General features: G+C 58.7%; 11 protein-coding genes. 8 read left to right on the top strand and 3 right to left on the bottom strand.

The genetic code is table 11. The annotated features are described in order from the left end of the window. Positions 1-187: 187 nt before the first annotated feature. The 6 genes from BK659_RS21190 to BK659_RS21165 all read left to right on the top strand — a co-directional run bounded on the left by BK659_RS21190 (position 188) and on the right by BK659_RS21165 (position 5583). On the top strand, positions 188-1264 hold the full coding sequence (locus tag BK659_RS21190) for an ABC transporter substrate-binding protein (protein WP_123426892.1): 1077 nt from the start codon (positions 188-190) through the stop codon (positions 1262-1264). A gap of 185 nt (positions 1265-1449) precedes the next feature. Further along, positions 1450-2256 (top strand): alkaline phosphatase family protein, encoded by an 807-nt coding sequence (locus BK659_RS21185; protein ID WP_123426891.1) that lies wholly within the window; start codon positions 1450-1452, stop codon positions 2254-2256. Then, positions 2253-3098, top strand: coding sequence for an ABC transporter permease (locus BK659_RS21180; RefSeq protein WP_071553975.1), 846 nt, complete (start codon positions 2253-2255; stop codon positions 3096-3098). The genes BK659_RS21185 and BK659_RS21180 overlap by 4 nt, the downstream gene beginning before the upstream one ends. Then, on the top strand, positions 3085-3885 hold the full coding sequence (locus BK659_RS21175; protein WP_123426890.1) for an ABC transporter permease: 801 nt from the start codon (positions 3085-3087) through the stop codon (positions 3883-3885). Before BK659_RS21180 ends, BK659_RS21175 begins: the two co-directional genes overlap by 14 nt. Beyond that, complete coding sequence (locus BK659_RS21170; RefSeq protein WP_123426889.1) at positions 3882-4886, top strand: ABC transporter ATP-binding protein; 1005 nt, start codon at positions 3882-3884, stop codon at positions 4884-4886. Before BK659_RS21175 ends, BK659_RS21170 begins: the two co-directional genes overlap by 4 nt. A 43-nt stretch (positions 4887-4929) precedes the next feature. Then, on the top strand, positions 4930-5583 hold the full coding sequence (locus BK659_RS21165) for an HAD family hydrolase (protein ID WP_123426888.1): 654 nt from the start codon (positions 4930-4932) through the stop codon (positions 5581-5583). An 85-nt stretch (positions 5584-5668) separates the two neighbouring features. On the opposite strand, the gene BK659_RS21160 is transcribed toward BK659_RS21165, so the two are convergent. Beyond that, on the bottom strand, positions 5669-6631 hold the full coding sequence (locus BK659_RS21160) for a zinc-binding dehydrogenase (RefSeq protein WP_123426887.1): 963 nt from the start codon (positions 6629-6631) through the stop codon (positions 5669-5671). 138 nt (positions 6632-6769) lie between these two features. Between BK659_RS21160 and BK659_RS21155 the strand changes: the two genes are divergently transcribed. Beyond that, positions 6770-8857 (top strand): carboxy terminal-processing peptidase, encoded by a 2088-nt coding sequence (locus BK659_RS21155; protein ID WP_185015428.1) that lies wholly within the window; start codon positions 6770-6772, stop codon positions 8855-8857. A 127-nt stretch (positions 8858-8984) separates the two neighbouring features. After that, positions 8985-10760, top strand: coding sequence for a bifunctional diguanylate cyclase/phosphodiesterase (locus tag BK659_RS21150; protein WP_123426885.1), 1776 nt, complete (start codon positions 8985-8987; stop codon positions 10758-10760). 80 nt (positions 10761-10840) lie between these two features. Here the strand turns inward: BK659_RS21150 and BK659_RS21145 are convergent, their stop codons facing one another. After that, positions 10841-11239, bottom strand: coding sequence for a hypothetical protein (locus BK659_RS21145; protein ID WP_123426884.1), 399 nt, complete (start codon positions 11237-11239; stop codon positions 10841-10843). Positions 11240-11242: 3 nt separating this feature from the next. Then, on the bottom strand, positions 11243-16105 hold the full coding sequence (locus tag BK659_RS21140) for an RHS repeat-associated core domain-containing protein (protein WP_123426883.1): 4863 nt from the start codon (positions 16103-16105) through the stop codon (positions 11243-11245). Between the last annotated feature and the right edge of the window lie 135 nt (positions 16106-16240).

Here is a 16240-nt window from a genome sequence, read left to right as displayed (position 1 = left end):
ATCTGCCCATGGTCTACGCTTACCTCGCAGCCCTCACTACCGAGCGAAATAAATGCGAGCGCGCCTGATACCGACATCAAAGTGTCATCCAGCTCACCTAAATTGGCTCAGGTATTGCTGACCTAGACCAACCCAACCGCAAACGTAGATAAAAGCGCAGCGTTGAATACGCCCAAAGGAGCTTCGGATGAAACAGCTTTTCCTGGCATCACTGTTAGGCTCGACCATTGCCATGTGCACCGCAGCCATGGCGGCTGATACCGATTTAAAAGCCTTGGAAGCCGCTGCGAAAGCGGAAGGCGCCGTCAACAGCGTCGGCATGCCCGATGACTGGGCCAACTGGAAAGGTACCTGGGAAGACCTGGCCAAGAACTACGGCCTCAAGCACATTGACACCGACATGAGCTCGGCCCAGGAAGTGGCCAAGTTCGCCGCCGAAAAAGACAACGCCAGTGCTGATATCGGCGACGTCGGTGCCGCCTTCGGCCCGATCGCGGTCAAGCAAGGCGTGGTGCAACCGTACAAGCCAAGCACCTGGGCACAGGTTCCGGACTGGGCCAAGGACAAGGACGGCAACTGGGCACTGGCCTACACCGGCACCATCGCGTTCATCGTCAACAAGAAACTGCTGCACGGTTCCGAAGCCCCGACAAAGTGGGCTGACCTGAAAACCGGTAAATACAAGGTGTCCATCGGTGACGTGAGCACCGCCGCCCAAGCCGCCAACGGTGTATTGGCCGCCGCCATCGCCAACGGTGGTGATGAAAAGAACATTCAGCCAGCACTGCTGATGTTCGCCGAGATTGCCAAGCAAGGTCGCCTGTCGCTGGCCAACCCGACCATTTCCACCATGGAAAAGGGTGAAGTCGAAGTCGGTGTGGTCTGGGACTTCAACGGCCTGAGCTATAAGGCCAAGATGGCCAACCCGGATGACTACGTCGTGCTGATCCCGTCCGATGGTTCGGTGAAGTCCGGTTACACCACCATCATCAACAAATACGCCAAGCACCCGAACGCCGCCAAACTGGCCCGCGAGTACATCTTCAGCGATGCCGGCCAAATCAACCTGGCGCGCGGTAACGCCCGTCCGATTCGTGCTGAAACGGGTCTGAAACTGCCGGCTGATGTCGCGAAAAACCTGATCCCGGCAGCGCAATACGAAGCCGCCAAACCCAAACCGATCACAGATGCCGACGCGTGGGAAAAAACCTCCAAGGCTCTGCCGCAGAAGTGGCAGGAAGAAGTCATCATCAATATGCAATAACGCTGTAGCTCCCACATTGGATCTCTGATGGAAATCCCTGTGGGAGCGAGCTTGCTCGCGATAGCGCAAGGTCAATCAACATCACTGTTGAAGGTAAGTCCGCCATCGCGAGCAAGCTCGCTCCCACAATGGATCGAGTTAAGTTTGAGTTTTCTGAATTCCTGTTTTTCGGAGTCCCCTTCCCCATGAAGCACAACGTCATCCTTGTGGTGCTCGACGGCCTGAACTACGAGGTCGCGCGGCATGCCATGGGGCATTTGCAGGCCTACGCAAACGCAAAAAAAGCCGCACTCTACAAACTCGAATGCGAACTGCCGTCCCTGTCGCGCCCGCTCTACGAATGCATTTTGACCGGCGTAACGCCGATCGACAGCGGCATCGTCCACAACAACGTGTCGCGCCTGTCCAACCAGCGCAGCGTGTTCCACTACGCCACCGCCGCCGGGCTCAGCACCGCCGCTGCGGCCTACCATTGGGTCAGCGAGCTGTATAATCGTTCGCCGTTCATGGCTGCCCGCGACCGCCACACCGACAACACCGAACTACCGATCCAGCACGCGCACTTCTACTGGTCCGATCACTACCCCGACTCGCACCTGTTCGCCGACGCCGAGAACCTGCGTCTGCGCCATGCGCCGAACTTTCTGCTGGTTCACCCCATGAACATCGACGACGCCGGGCACAAGCACGGCCTCGACACTGCGCAATACCGCAACAGTGCCCGCTCGGCCGACATCATCCTCGCCGACTACCTGCAAAGCTGGCTCGACGCCGGGTATCAGGTGCTGGTGACCGCCGACCACGGCATGAACAACGACCGCTCCCACAACGGCCTGCTCGCCGAAGAGCGCGAAGTGCCGCTGTTCGTCATCGGCGATGCCTTCAGCTTCAATCCCGACGCGGCGCCCAAACAAACCGAACTGTGCGGCACAGTCTGCGAGTTGTTGGGTGTTGCCCACGACAAACCTGTGTGCCGGGAGCTGCTCAAGTGAATTCAATCACCCGTGGCAAATGGCTGGCGGCGTTGTGCCTGGTGCCCTTCGCCATTTTCTTCATCGTGTTTCAGATTGCCCCGCTGTGCTGGGTGCTGATCAACAGCGTGCAATCGGAAGAGTTCGGTTGGGGCCTGGCCAACTTCAACAAAATCTTCAGCTCGAAGTTTTATATGCAGGCGATCCAGTACAGCCTTGAGATCAGCTTCTGGTCCAGCGTGTTCGGCATCGTCATTGCGATCCTTGGCAGCTACTCGCTGCGCCGGGTCGACTCGAAGCTGCGCAACTTCGTCAACGCCTTCGCCAACATGACCAGCAACTTCGCCGGCGTACCGCTGGCCTTTGCGTTCATCATCCTGCTGGGGTTCAACGGCAGCTTCACTATCATGCTCAAGCAGGCCGGGATCATTCAGGACTTCAACCTGTACTCGAAAACCGGGCTGATCATCCTCTACACCTACTTCCAGATCCCCCTTGGCGTGCTGCTGCTTTACCCGGCATTCGACGCCCTGCGTGAAGACTGGCGCGAATCGGCGGCCCTGCTCGGCGCCAACGGCTGGCAGTTCTGGCGGCACATCGGCTTGCCGGTGCTGACTCCGGCCTTGCTCGGCACCTTTGTAATCCTGCTGGCCAACGCCCTCGGCGCCTACGCCACGGTCTATGCCCTGACCACCGGCAACTTCAACGTGCTGCCGATCCGCATCGCGGCGATGGTCTCGGGCGACATTTCCCTGGACCCGAACATGGCCAGCGCCCTGGCCGTTGTGCTGGTGGCGTTGATGACCCTGGTGACAGTGGTCCATCAGTTGCTGTTGAAGAGGAGCTACCATGTCTCGCGCTGAACTGGGTCCCACCGGTGTCTACCACCGGGTAGTGGTTTACCTGCTGTTTGCCATTCTGTTGCTGCCACTGGCCGGGACGCTGATCTATTCGATCGCCAGCAGCTGGTCGGCAACCGTTCTGCCCAGCGGATTTACCTTCAAGTGGTACATCCAGCTGTGGAGTGACCCGCGCTTTCTCGGCGCCTTTGGCCAGTCGCTGCTGGTCTGCGTCGGTGCGCTGATTTTATCGGTGGTGCTGATTCTGCCGCTGCTGTTCGTGGTGCATTACCACTTCCCGAAACTCGATGCGCTGATGAACATCCTGATCCTGCTGCCGTTCGCGGTGCCGCCCGTGGTGTCTTCCGTAGGGCTGTTGCAGCTCTATGGTTCGGGACCGTTCGCGATGGTCGGTACACCGTGGATTCTGGTCGGTTGCTACTTCACCGTGGCGCTGCCGTTCATGTACCGGGCGATCACCAACAACCTGCAGGCGATCAACCTGAGCGACCTGATGGACTCCGCCCAACTGCTCGGTGCCAGCACCTGGCAAGCGGCGTTCCTGGTGGTGCTGCCGAACCTGCGCAAGGGTTTGATGGTGGCGTTGCTGCTGTCGTTCTCGTTCCTCTTCGGTGAGTTCGTGTTCGCCAACATCCTTGTCGGCACGCGCTACGAAACCCTGCAGGTCTACCTCAACAACATGCGTAACAGCAGCGGTCACTTCACCAGCGCGCTGGTGATTTCCTACTTTTTCTTTGTGCTGGTTCTGACCTGGGCTGCCAATATCTTGAACAAGGACAAAAGCCAATGAGCTACGTCAGCGTCCAACACCTGCAAAAAAGCTACTCGCAAACAGGCTCCGCCGGCACCCCGGTGTTCAGCGACATCAACTGCGAAATCCAGAAAGGCGAGTTCGTCACCCTGCTCGGCCCGTCCGGTTGCGGCAAGTCCACACTGCTGCGCTGCATCGCCGGGCTGACGGCGGTGGATGCAGGCAAGATCCTGCTCGACGGCCAGGACCTGGTGCCGCTGAGCCCGCAAAAACGCGGGATCGGCATGGTATTCCAAAGCTACGCGCTGTTCCCCAACATGACCGTCGAACAGAACGTCGCCTTCGGTTTGCGCATGCAAAAGGTCAACGCCGACGACAGCCGCAAGCGCGTACTCGACGTGTTGCAACTGGTGGAACTGCACGACTTCGCCAGCCGTTACCCGCATCAACTGTCTGGCGGCCAATGCCAACGGGTTGCCCTCGCCCGCTCGCTGGTGACCCGACCGCGCCTGCTGCTGCTCGATGAACCGCTGTCGGCGCTGGACGCGCGGATCCGCAAACACCTGCGCGAGCAGATCCGGCAAATTCAGCGCGAGCTGGGGCTGACCACGATTTTCGTGACGCACGATCAGGAAGAAGCCCTGACCATGTCCGACCGGATCTTCCTGATGAACCAGGGCAGGATCGTCCAGAGCGGCGACGCTGAAACCCTCTACACCGCACCGGTCGATGTGTTTGCCGCCGGCTTCATCGGCAACTACAACCTGCTCGACGCGGTCAGTGCCAGCAAGCTGCTGCAACGGCCAATCAACGGTCGCATCGCGATTCGCCCGGAAGCCATCGAACTGAGCCGCAATGGCGAGCCGGATGCGCTGATCCGCAGCCACAGCCTGCTGGGCAACGTGATTCGCTATCGGGTCGAAGCTCGCGGCGTAGAACTGGTGGTGGACGTGCTGAACCGTTCGGCGGCTGACTTGCATGCCGATGGTCAACGTCTGGCACTTTCCATCGATCCGACAGCCCTGTGTGAGGTAGCCTGATGTTTTCGCTGTGCACACTGATGTTAAAGAGAGAGCTGCGCTGATGGCCTTGGCAATTTTTGATCTGGATGAAACCCTGATCCACGGCGACTGCGCCTCGCTGTGGAGCGAGCAGATGGTCCGCCTCGGTTGGGTCGATGGCGAATCCTTCCTGCGTCGCGACAAGGAATTGATGGATTCCTACGGCAGGGGCCACCTGGCCATGGAGGACTACATGGCCTTCAGCCTGGAGCCGATGGCCGGACGCACCCCGGAAGAAGTCGAGCACCTTGTGGCACCGTGGGTCGAGGACGTGATCGAACCGATCATCTTCAGCGATGCCTGCAAAGCCATCGCCGAGCATCGCAAGGCTGGCGACCGGATTCTGGTGATCTCCGCCTCCGGCACGCACCTGGTCAAACCCATCGCCGAACGCCTGGGCATCGATGAGATTCTTGGCATCGAGCTGGAAGTGAAGCATGGGGTTTATAGCGGCAATACGGTCGGTACCCTGACCTACCGCGAAGGCAAGATCACGCGCTTGCTGGAGTGGCTCGACGCCGAAGAGGAAAACCTTGAAGGCGCGAGTTTCTATTCGGACTCACGTAACGATTTGCCATTGCTGATCAAAGTCGACCATCCGCATGTGGTCAACCCGGATCCGGTACTGCGTGAACACGCCGAAAAGGCCGGCTGGCCGATTCACACCTGGAAGTAAAGCAAAAGATCGCAGCCTGCGGCAGCTCCTACGCGGACCACATTTCTTCTGTAGGAGCTGGCGAAGCCTGCGATCTCTTCAGGGGTCAAACCAGGCTTTCGTCGATCACCAGCACCAGCTTGCCCGACACCTGATTGGTCGCAAGCTCGGCAAACGCCGCTTCGGCGTCCTTGATCGGGAAGGTCCTGGCCAACTGCGGGCTCAGGCGTCCCTCTGCGAACAACGGCCAGACGTGTTGGCTCAGATCACTGAACAGATCGGCCTTGAACTGCTCGTCGCGACTGCGCAGGGTCGAACCCAGCAGCTGAATCCGCTTGGCCAGCATTTGCGCCAGATCCAACTGCGCCTCACGACCGCCCATCAGGCCGATCAACACCCAACGACCATCACGCGCCAGCAACTTCAGGTTCAACGCGGCATAGTTGGCGCCGACCGGATCGAGGATCACATCGAACGGTCCCAGGTCACTCAAACCGTCCAGCCCATCAGTGCGCACCACCCCGCCTTGCGCGCCCAGCGCCTCGCAATACGCCAGCCGGTCCGCCGAACCGACGCTGACCCAGCACGGGTTGCCGAACGCTTTACACAGCTGAATGGCGGCTGAACCCACTCCACTTGCCCCGGCGTGCAGGAGAACTTTCTCACCCGGTTTGAGCGCAGCCAGTTGAAACAAATTCAGCCAGGCGGTGCTGTAAACCTCGGGCAATGCTGCCGCTTCGACCAGCGACAAACCCTCTGGAACCGGCAACACATGCCGACCGTCGACCACCACCTCCTCAGCCATCCCGCCGCCGGCCAGCAACGCGCAAACGCGGTCGCCAATCTGCCAGGACGACCCCGCGCCGACCTCGCTGATCACACCTGAACACTCCAGACCCAGCACCTGACTGGCTCCCGGTGGCGGCGGATAGAGCCCTGCCTTTTGCAACAAATCGGCTCGATTGAGGCCCGCTGCCGCCACTCGAATGCGAACTTGTCCTACGTCACACGTCGGACGCTGCTCTTCAACCCACTCCACTTGACCTTCAACGCCTTGCAATGCTTTCACAGTGCCTCCATAGTGAGTCTGGACTGAGCCCGAAGCTGTAGAGCCGGGCTTTTTGCATTATGCGACCGGCCCTTGTGGAACCGGCGACTTCAAAGACGGCCTAATATGCGTTATCAATTGCCCCCGCGTCGAATCAGCATGAAGCATTTGTTCCCCAGCACCGCACTCGCTCTTTTCATTGGCCTGGGCAGCTTGTCGCTGTCGCCCACTACGTTCGCAGCCAATAGCTGGGACAACCTTCAGCCCGATCGTGACGAGGTGATTGCCAGCCTGAACGTCGTCGAGCTGCTCAAGCGCCACCATTACAGCAAGCCGCCGCTCGATGACGCGCGCTCCGCGATCATCTATGACAGCTACCTGAAGCTGCTGGACCCGGCGCGCAGTTATTTTCTGGCCAGCGACATTGCCGAATTCGACAAATGGAAAACCCAGTTTGACGACTTCCTCAAAAGCGGCGACCTGAACGCCGGGTTCACCATCTACAAGCGCTATCTGGACCGCGTCAAAGCGCGTCTGGACTTTGCCTTGGCCGAGCTGAACAAAGGCGTCGACAAGATGGACTTCACCACCAAGGAAACCTTGCTGATCGATCGCAAGGACGCCCCGTGGCTCAAGACCAGTGCCGAGCTGGATGACCTGTGGCGCAAACGCGTCAAGGACGAAGTGCTGCGCCTGAAGATCGCCGGCAAAGAACCCAAGGCCATTCAAGAGCTGCTGACCAAGCGCTACAAGAATCAGTTGTCGCGTCTGGACCAGACCCGTCCGGAAGACATTTTCCAGGCGTACATCAACAACTTCGCCATGTCCTACGACCCGCACACCAACTATCTGTCGCCGGATAGCGCGGAAAACTTCGACATCAACATGAGCCTGTCGCTGGAAGGCATCGGCGCCGTGTTGCAGAGCGATAACGACCAGGTAAAAGTCGTGCGTCTGGTGCCTGCAGGCCCGGCGGACAAGACCAAGCAGGTTGCACCGGCTGACAAGATCATCGGCGTTGCCCAAGGCAACAAAGAAATGGTCGACGTCGTCGGTTGGCGCCTGGACGAAGTGGTCAAGCTGATCCGTGGACCGAAAGGCACGGTGGTGCGCCTGGAAGTGATCCCGGCCAGCAATGCGCCAAACGACCAGACTACCAAGATCGTGCAGATCACCCGCGAAGCGGTGAAGCTTGAAGATCAGGCGGTGAAGAAGTCGATCCTCAACCTGAAACAGGACGGTAAGGACTACAAGCTCGGGGTGATTGAGATCCCGGCCTTCTACCTTGACTTCAAGGCCTTCCGCGCCGGTGATCCGGATTACAAGAGCACCACCCGCGACGTCAAGAAACTGCTGACCGAACTGCAAAAAGACAAGGTCGACGGCGTGGTCATCGACTTGCGCAACAACGGCGGCGGCTCCTTGCAGGAAGCCACCGAGCTGACCAGTCTGTTCATCGACAAAGGTCCGACCGTGCTGGTACGTAATGCCGACGGCCGGGTCGATGTACTGGAAGATGAAAGCCCGGGCGCCTTCTACAAAGGCCCGATGGCATTGCTGGTCAACCGCCTGTCTGCTTCGGCTTCGGAGATTTTTGCCGGCGCCATGCAGGACTACCACCGCGCATTGATCATCGGTGGCCAGACCTTCGGTAAAGGCACCGTGCAGACCATCCAGCCGCTGAACCATGGCGAGCTGAAACTGACGCTGGCCAAGTTCTACCGGGTTTCCGGGCAGAGCACCCAGCATCAGGGCGTGCTGCCGGATGTCGATTTCCCGTCGATCATCGACACCAAGGAAATCGGCGAGAGCGCCCTGCCGGAATCCATGCCGTGGGACACCATTCGCGCGGCCATCAAGCCGGCAGTCGACCCGTTCAAACCGTACCTGGCACAGCTCAAGTCCGAGCATGACGCCCGCTCGGCCAAAGACGCGGAATTTGTGTTCATTCGCGACAAACTGGCACTGGCCCAGAAGCTGATGGCGGAAAAAACCGTCAGCCTCAACGAAGCCGAACGTCGCGCACAACACGCCGACATCGACGCCAAGCAACTGGCGATGGAAAACATCCGCCGCAAGGCCAAGGGCGAAGACCCGCTCAAAGAGCTGAAGAAAGAAGACGAAGACGCCATCGCGGCCGAGCCAGAAAAGACCAAACCGGAAGACGATGCCTACCTGAGCGAAACCGGGCGGATTCTGCTGGATTACTTGAAGCTGAACACCGCGGTCGCCAGCAACAAAAAATGATGGCAATTTAATGCTGACGCTCCCCGGAGCGTCATCAAACAGTCATCATTCTGTCGTGAAATAAAGGACTGGGCGTGCTCTCTAACAAAGAGCGCGCCCAGTCCTTTTTTTATCGCCAGAGATCGCCATGACCACGACCGAACAGCTGAGTGCCTTGAGTTCAATCCTGGCTCAAAGTGGTTTGCACAGTCTGTTCCAGCCGATCGTTTCACTGTCCGAACGACGCATCCTCGGTTACGAAGCCCTCAGTCGCGGTCCCTCCAACAGCCCTCTGCACTCCCCCATCGCGTTGTTCGCCGTGGCCCGCCAGGCAGGCCGTCTCAGCGAACTGGAAATGGCTTGCCGGCACAGCGCCTGCCGTCGTTTCAATGAACAACAGTTACCGGGAAAACTCTTTCTCAACGTCTCCCCCGAATCACTGCTCGAAGCCGGCCACCAACCCGGTAGAACCCTGCAAATGCTTCAGGACTTCGGCATCCCGCCGAGTCAGGTGGTGATCGAGCTTACCGAGCAAACCCCGACCGACGATTTTCAGTTACTGCAAAACGCTCTGCATCACTATCGAGCCATGGGCTTTTCGATTGCATTGGATGACCTGGGTGCCGGTTATTCGAGCCTGCGACTCTGGTCGGAGTTGCGTCCGGACTACGTGAAGATCGACCGGCATTTCATCGACGGCATTCATCAGGACGCGCTCAAACGCGAATTCGTCGGCTCGATCCTGCAGATCGCCAAAGCCTCGCGTGCGCTAGTCATCGCCGAAGGTATCGAACTGCCGGAAGAACTCGCGGTGTTGACCGAGATGGGGGTCGACCTGGTGCAGGGTTATCTGTTGTGCCGTCCGCAAGAGCATCCGCCACGGGACGCCCGGACGATGATGCCCAAGCACGACAGCAGCGCAGTGGTGCTCAACGATGAAGGCAGTGACCTCAGCGCCCTGCTCAACGAACATCCGGCCGTGGACCGCGATACGCCTACCGCCGACGTGCTGGAAGCCTTCCGTCGTCAGGCCAACCTGAACTCGCTGGCGGTACTCGATGAGCTCGGCCATCCCTGCGGCATCGTCCATCGCCATTCACTGTCTGATGCGTTGCTCAAGCCGTTTGCCACCGACCTGTTCGCACGCAAGCCCATCAGCCGTCTGATGAGCGACAACTTCCTCGCCGTCGAGCTCAGCCAGTCACTGCAACAGGTCAGCCGGCTGATCACCAGCCGCGCCCGGCAACGCATCGAAGAAGATTTCATCATCACCCTCAACGGCGGCTATCTGGGCCTGGGTCGGGTGATCGATGTGCTGAAGCTGATCACCGAACTGAAAATCCAGCAGGCCCGCTACGCCAACCCGCTGACCCTGTTGCCAGGCAACGTACCGATCCAGCAGTGCCTGACCCGACTGTTGCAACAGAGCCGCGAGTCAGTGATCTGCTACGTCGACATCGACAGTTTCAAACCCTTCAACGATATCTACGGCTACGGTCGTGGTGACGAAGTCCTGCTGTGTCTGGCGCAATGCCTGAACGACCGCGTCGACCCCAGCCGTGACTTCGTCGGCCATATCGGTGGCGATGATTTCCTGCTGGTCCTCGGCCCGGAAGACTGGCGCAAGCGCCTGAACCAACTGCTCGAGGACTTTCACAGCCAATGCCGACGCTTCTACCGCAGCGAACACCTGGAAGCCGGCTGCTTCATCGCCCCCAACCGCCAGGGCGTCCGTCAGGAATTCCCGCTGCTGTCGCTGTCGATTGGTGTGGTGCATTTACACCCCGAGGCCTGTGGACAACTCGACGCCAGCCAACTCGCGGAAATGGCCTCACAGGCCAAGCATCATGCGAAGAATGTGCAGGGGCATAGTATTTATGTGATTGATAGTCTTAACTTGGCGCCTCAACTTCATATGCTGTAGGAGTAGGCGCGCCCATAATCGGGTGCGCAGCGACTTTAGACAAATAAATCCTCCCCCGACTTTTCTTTCGTTCCGACCCGCTACTCTTCCGAAATATCTGATTCAACCCAGCGCATATAAAAGTCTCTTTGCACATTTGGATCGTTCGTCAAATTTTCCTCTTCATAATCGAATATATTCACCAGATCACTTCTCGAAGCATACTTCCCCATTGTGAGCTCATATGCTTTCACCCCGAGCGACATCTGAGAAGACATACTAGATGGATGCACGTTTATTTTGGCGCCCTTACACAAAAACACCATATCAGAGTGTTCCTCCCTGACATGCCCAAAACATTCGTAAAAGTCTGTTCCAAAATAAGTTTTGCTATATCCATCCGCCATAACAAAATTAATAGTCAATTTTTTCGAGTCACAGAAAAGCTTAGCAAGCTCACGCCTGCCGTTTTTGACAACTACAATCTCTACACAGTCCATTCTCTACTCCTTGTTTGGATTCAAGATAGTGTAACGCGCGCTACGACCATCAGCACCAATAGGCGTAACGCCTAAAATATCCTTACTTTTAACACCACCTTGAATTGCTAGTTCTCGCTCACTTGAATACTTATATTTCTTCCCTAGCTCACTCTTCAAATCTCGACCTGGAATCATTCGTATCGTGTACAAAAAGCCGCTTCTCATATTGAATTTCGTCGCAAAATCTATTCCTACTTCTCTAACGGGAGAGGTACTAACGAAATTGCTCGGAGGCTTGTTACTGTCAAGCGAATGAAGCAGTAAATCATTGCTATCACCCTTAGGTTTAAAACCTTGCTCAAAAATCTCATTGGGATGGCGATCATCCCCACGATATAAATATTTTTCTTCCGGATATGTGGGAAGTTCAGCCTCACCCTCATCAACCCCCGCCTTCCCCGCCGGATCTTCCGCCTCCCCCGGTTTCTTGCACTTACCTGCACCCGGGCAGTCATTCAACCCCAACGGATCCACCCACCCCGTCGGGTTCCGGGTGTACTGATACCCGTTAATCCCACCGGCGAGCTTGCTCGGATCCGGCGTCAGGTACCGGCCAATATCCGGATTGTAGTAGCGATGCCGGTTGTAGTGCAGGCCTGATTCAGCATCGAAGTACTGCCCCTGAAACCGCAGCGGCTGCTCAAGCTGTTCTTCGCCAAACTGCTGGAGGCTGGCGAGCTTGCCGTAGGCCTTGTAGGTCGCGGACCAGACGATTTCGCCGCTGTAATCGGTGAGTTCCTGCGGGGTGCCGAGGTGATCGAGTTGGTAGTAGAACGGGCAAGCTTTGCGCGGGCCGTAGCCATCGAGCATGGCCAACGGGCGAAAGCTGCCGGGCTCGTAGACGTAGCTGCGGTGATGCTCGCGGCTGTTTTCGGCGATCAGTTGCTCGCCTTGCCAGAAAAACTCGGTTGTGTGGCTGGCGACGGTTTTCGCAGTGCGGCGGCCGAAGGCGTCGTAGCGGTAGGTTGCGCTGCTGCCGTCGGGCAGGGTCACAGCGATTAAGCGGTGCTGACAGTCGTAGCGGTATTCGGTGACCAGTTTCTGCGCAGTGCCGCGACGTTCGCGGATCAGGTTGCCGAAGGCGTCGTAGTCGTAGTGGCGGTCGCCTTGCAGCAGCAGGCGATTGCCTTTGATCGTTGCCAGGCCTGGGCGATCGTGCATTTGCAGGTTGCCGGCCGGGTCGTGGCCGAAGCTTTCCGGCTGTGGATCGCGTGAATGACGGACGCGAACCAGGCGGTTCAGCGGATCGTAGTGATAGTTGCGCTGGCCATGACGACTGTCGGCGATGAAGTCGAGGTTGCCGTTGGCGCTGTAGGCGTAATCGCGGCGATAGCGTGGTTGTTCAGCGTGGGAGACGGCGTGGGCGTGCAGACGGCCCTGTTCGTCGTAGTGGTATTGGCTGAGCAGTTGACCTTGTTGGCGCTGTTGTTCGCGCCCTGCGTCAAAGACGTGAGTGGTCAGCCGCGCGCCGTTGAGGTCGATGGCGGTCAGCGCGCCGCCTTTTGCGTGGTGGTAGTCGAGTTTGCTGTTGTCCGGCAGACGCAGGTGATTGAGCTGACCGCAAGCGTCGTAGCGATAACGCAAGGTGCCCCAGCCTTGATGCTCGGTGATCAGCCGGTCTTGCGCGTCGTATTCGAACTCCAGCGGCCAGTCATTGCCGTCGTCGACGCAGACCAGCCGGCCCAATGCGTCGTAGTGATAATTGACCTTGCTGCCATCGGCCAGGGTTTTGACCAACAGACGTCCGGCGGTATCGCGTTGATAACCGGTAATCAGCCGCGAACCGTCATCACCAAACTCGGTTTTTTCCAGCAGATGGCCGGTGAGGTCATAGGCGTACGCGGTGCGCCGGCCGTCGAAACCGGTCTCCTGACGGATCAACCCACTCGGGCCGTACTCCAGCTGATACTTCTCGCCAGATTCGTTTTCGATCTCGCTGAGCAGCAGCCGCACGTTGTCATAGCGATAGCGCAGCTGGGTGCCATCGGGGTTGATACGGCGGCTGACCAGGTGCAAGTCGTCGGCGTACTCGTAGCGCGTGACCTGCCCCAGTTCATCGCGTTCAGCGATGACCTTGCCATAGGCGTTGTAGCTGAAAGCGCGGGTCGCGCCGCTGGGCAACGTCGTTTGAATCAGCCGACCGACGACATCCCATTGATACTGGGTGAGCGCACCGTGTGCGTCCTGACGGCGGATTTGCCGGCCCAAGGCGTCGTAAGCGAAACACCGCCGACCACCGTCCGGCAACTGCTCCTCAGTGAGTTGCCCGAGGCTGTTCCAGGTGAGGACGTGACAGCTGTTATCCGGGTAGCGGATCGACAGCAGTCGACCCCGATCATCGTAGTGGTAATGGGTGATGTGGCCATCAGGATCGATCTGTTCGGTGATGTCGCCTTGAGTGTTTCGCTGGTACTTCCAACGCGCCCGGCCCCGACGCATCACCCGAACAAAACCGTTGTGATACTCGTAGTGGGTCGGTTCGTCCTCTGGCGGGATGACCGCAAGCAACCGCCCGGCTTCGTTATAGATGTATTGGGTGACGCCACCGAGGGGATCTTTCTCGGCCACCAACTGACCGTTATCGTCGTAAGCCTTCAGGTATACAGCACCGCCCGGCTCGACCTTGCGCACCAGGCGTGCCTGCTGGTCGTGGGCGTAAACCTCTTCGCTGCCATCGGCGTTATGCACCGTGACGCTGCCGTTATCGTCCCAGACGTAACGCGAATCCATCTGCGCGAAACTCGCCCAGTGGCGCACGCAGCGAGCGGCCTTGCCTTCGCGCTCCCACTCCCAGAAAAAACTCGCGCCACCGGCCAGTTGCCGCTGGAGAATCACCGCCTGACCGTCGTAATCGTAACGCTCGCTTTCGCCCGCCGCGTTGGTGGCTTCGATCAAGCGATTGCGTTCGTCATAGCGATAGGCGACCAGGATTTGCTCGGTCTGCCAGGCCTCATTGGAATTGGCGGTCGCGCGATAGACCTGATAGTCGACAGCGATCAGATGTCGTCGGTCATAACGCATCAGCAAGGCGTGACCGGCACCATTGTCGAGCCGTTTGATCCGGTCGGAACGGTCACGGCTGATGCGCAGACGGTTGTCGTACGCGTCACTGACGGCCGTGAGGTGGCCGTCGCGGAAGTGATAAAACCGTGGTGTTTCACCGGCCTGGGCGAGGATCAGCTCATCGGCGTCGTCGCCCAGATAAATCGCTGCACGGGACAGGCGGTTGTGAATGGCCGGACGTTCGGCGCTGGGCTTTGGAAAGCGCGTGCGGCGGTTTTCGTGGTCAATCCAGACGACGTCATCGCCGTCGATTTCCAGGCGATGCGCCAACGAGTGGCTCCAGCCAAACCCCAGCCCGCTATCGAGTTCCACCGCGCTGGTGCGGTACAACCGGGTGAAGGCAAATGGCAGCACGCCGCACAGTTCGCCGTCGGTGAGGGTCAGCAGTTCTTCGCCGGTGACCATCGACACCGGGCAGTTGTGGGTGGCGGTTTTGTCTGCCGTGTCGGCGCTGGCACCGTTGGGGTTTTTCGCCTGATCCGGGGCGTTGTCGTGATGCTCCTGTTTGCTCAGGCGGGTCTTGGGCCCAAACTTGTCACGGGCGATGGCCGCAGGATTTTTCAGGTAAAGGGTTGGCGCTTCACCGGGGGTAATCTTCAGCGGCCCTCGGGGTGTGGGCGCCAGCGACGCCTTCCGGGCGCTCATCATCAGTGGCTTGAGTGCACCGGCATGACTGCTGAATCGCTGGTTGCTCGATACTTGCGATAACCGGACGCTCAAGGCTGCCAGCCACTTTCGAGCCCGCTGCGACTTGACCTTCCCCAGCACTTTGGCACCCACGCCCGCCCCAAGGCCCATCGGCCCGGTCACGCAGGCCAGCAGCAATCCGATCAGCACGCCCGTGCGAATCTCGGACAACACTTCGGCTTCGTACTGCGGGGGCAGCATCCGCAGCCAACTGGTGATGGCCGACAGATAGATGAACAGCAACGGTTCATCGCTGAGCACCAGCAAGCCATTGGCAATCGCTTCTGCGGAAGCAGTGAGCAGGGTCTCGAGCTCGGCCTGAGTCAGGTATTTGAGGAGTTTTTCACTGTTGGCTTGCAGGTCGGCCAGCAGGTGATAGAACTGCTGAACGTCATCCCAAAGGTCGAGCAAGGCGCGTTCAACACCCCATTGATCCGCCTGCTGCAAGGCGTGGTAGCGCTCGACAAAGCCGCTTTGCGAAAAGCTCTCCCACAACGGCTGGAACTCGTTCGTCCACTCGCTTTGCAGCCAGTCTTCAAGCTCTGCAATCGTGGTTTGATAAGAGGTGTAGAGCGCCTTGACGTGGTCTTGAGAGACGTTGGGATAAAAGGTGATTCGGTGACGCTGGCCACGCCAGCATTTGGGGACTTCAAGGATGCCGCTGGGGCCGATAGTTGCGTGAATCGGCTCGCCGTCCACCTCATCCCCACCAGGCCCGTCGATCAATGCTTCGAGCATCACCGGGGTATTGCCGATCGGCACGAAACGCGCAGCCTCGAACATGTGCACCAGAGTCAGCGATCCACCGGCCGGACAGGACGCAACGGTGGCGCTGATCGGCGTGGTCGAGTTCTTCGGTGCGCTGAGGCTGACTTCGTTGCCGACCTTGAACACCTGCTCGACATCCAGTGCTGCGCCCGTCCAGAAACTTTCTGCCCAGGACTCGTAGTCACTGAGGCAATTGCGGAAATCATTGAAGACGGCCGCAATGTCCGGGCTTTTCGGGTTCAGCGCTGCGATGACCAGATGGCCGATGGCGGTGTTCAGGGCCTGAAGCTTTTCTGGATCGAGCATTCACAAATCTTCGCGCGGTCGTTGTGGGACGCGAGACTTTGCGGGGATTACGCGGGGAAAGAAGTCAGGACAATATGAGGATGATGTAGGGCGTTTCGTTAAAACGAAGGGAACGGATCAATCAATTAGAACGGG

Source organism: Pseudomonas brassicacearum (genome assembly GCF_003732225.1).
Taxonomy (GTDB): domain Bacteria; phylum Pseudomonadota; class Gammaproteobacteria; order Pseudomonadales; family Pseudomonadaceae; genus Aquipseudomonas; species Aquipseudomonas brassicacearum_E.
The sequence above is the reverse complement of the archived record's forward strand: the minus strand, read 5'-3'. Positions and strand labels throughout refer to the sequence as shown.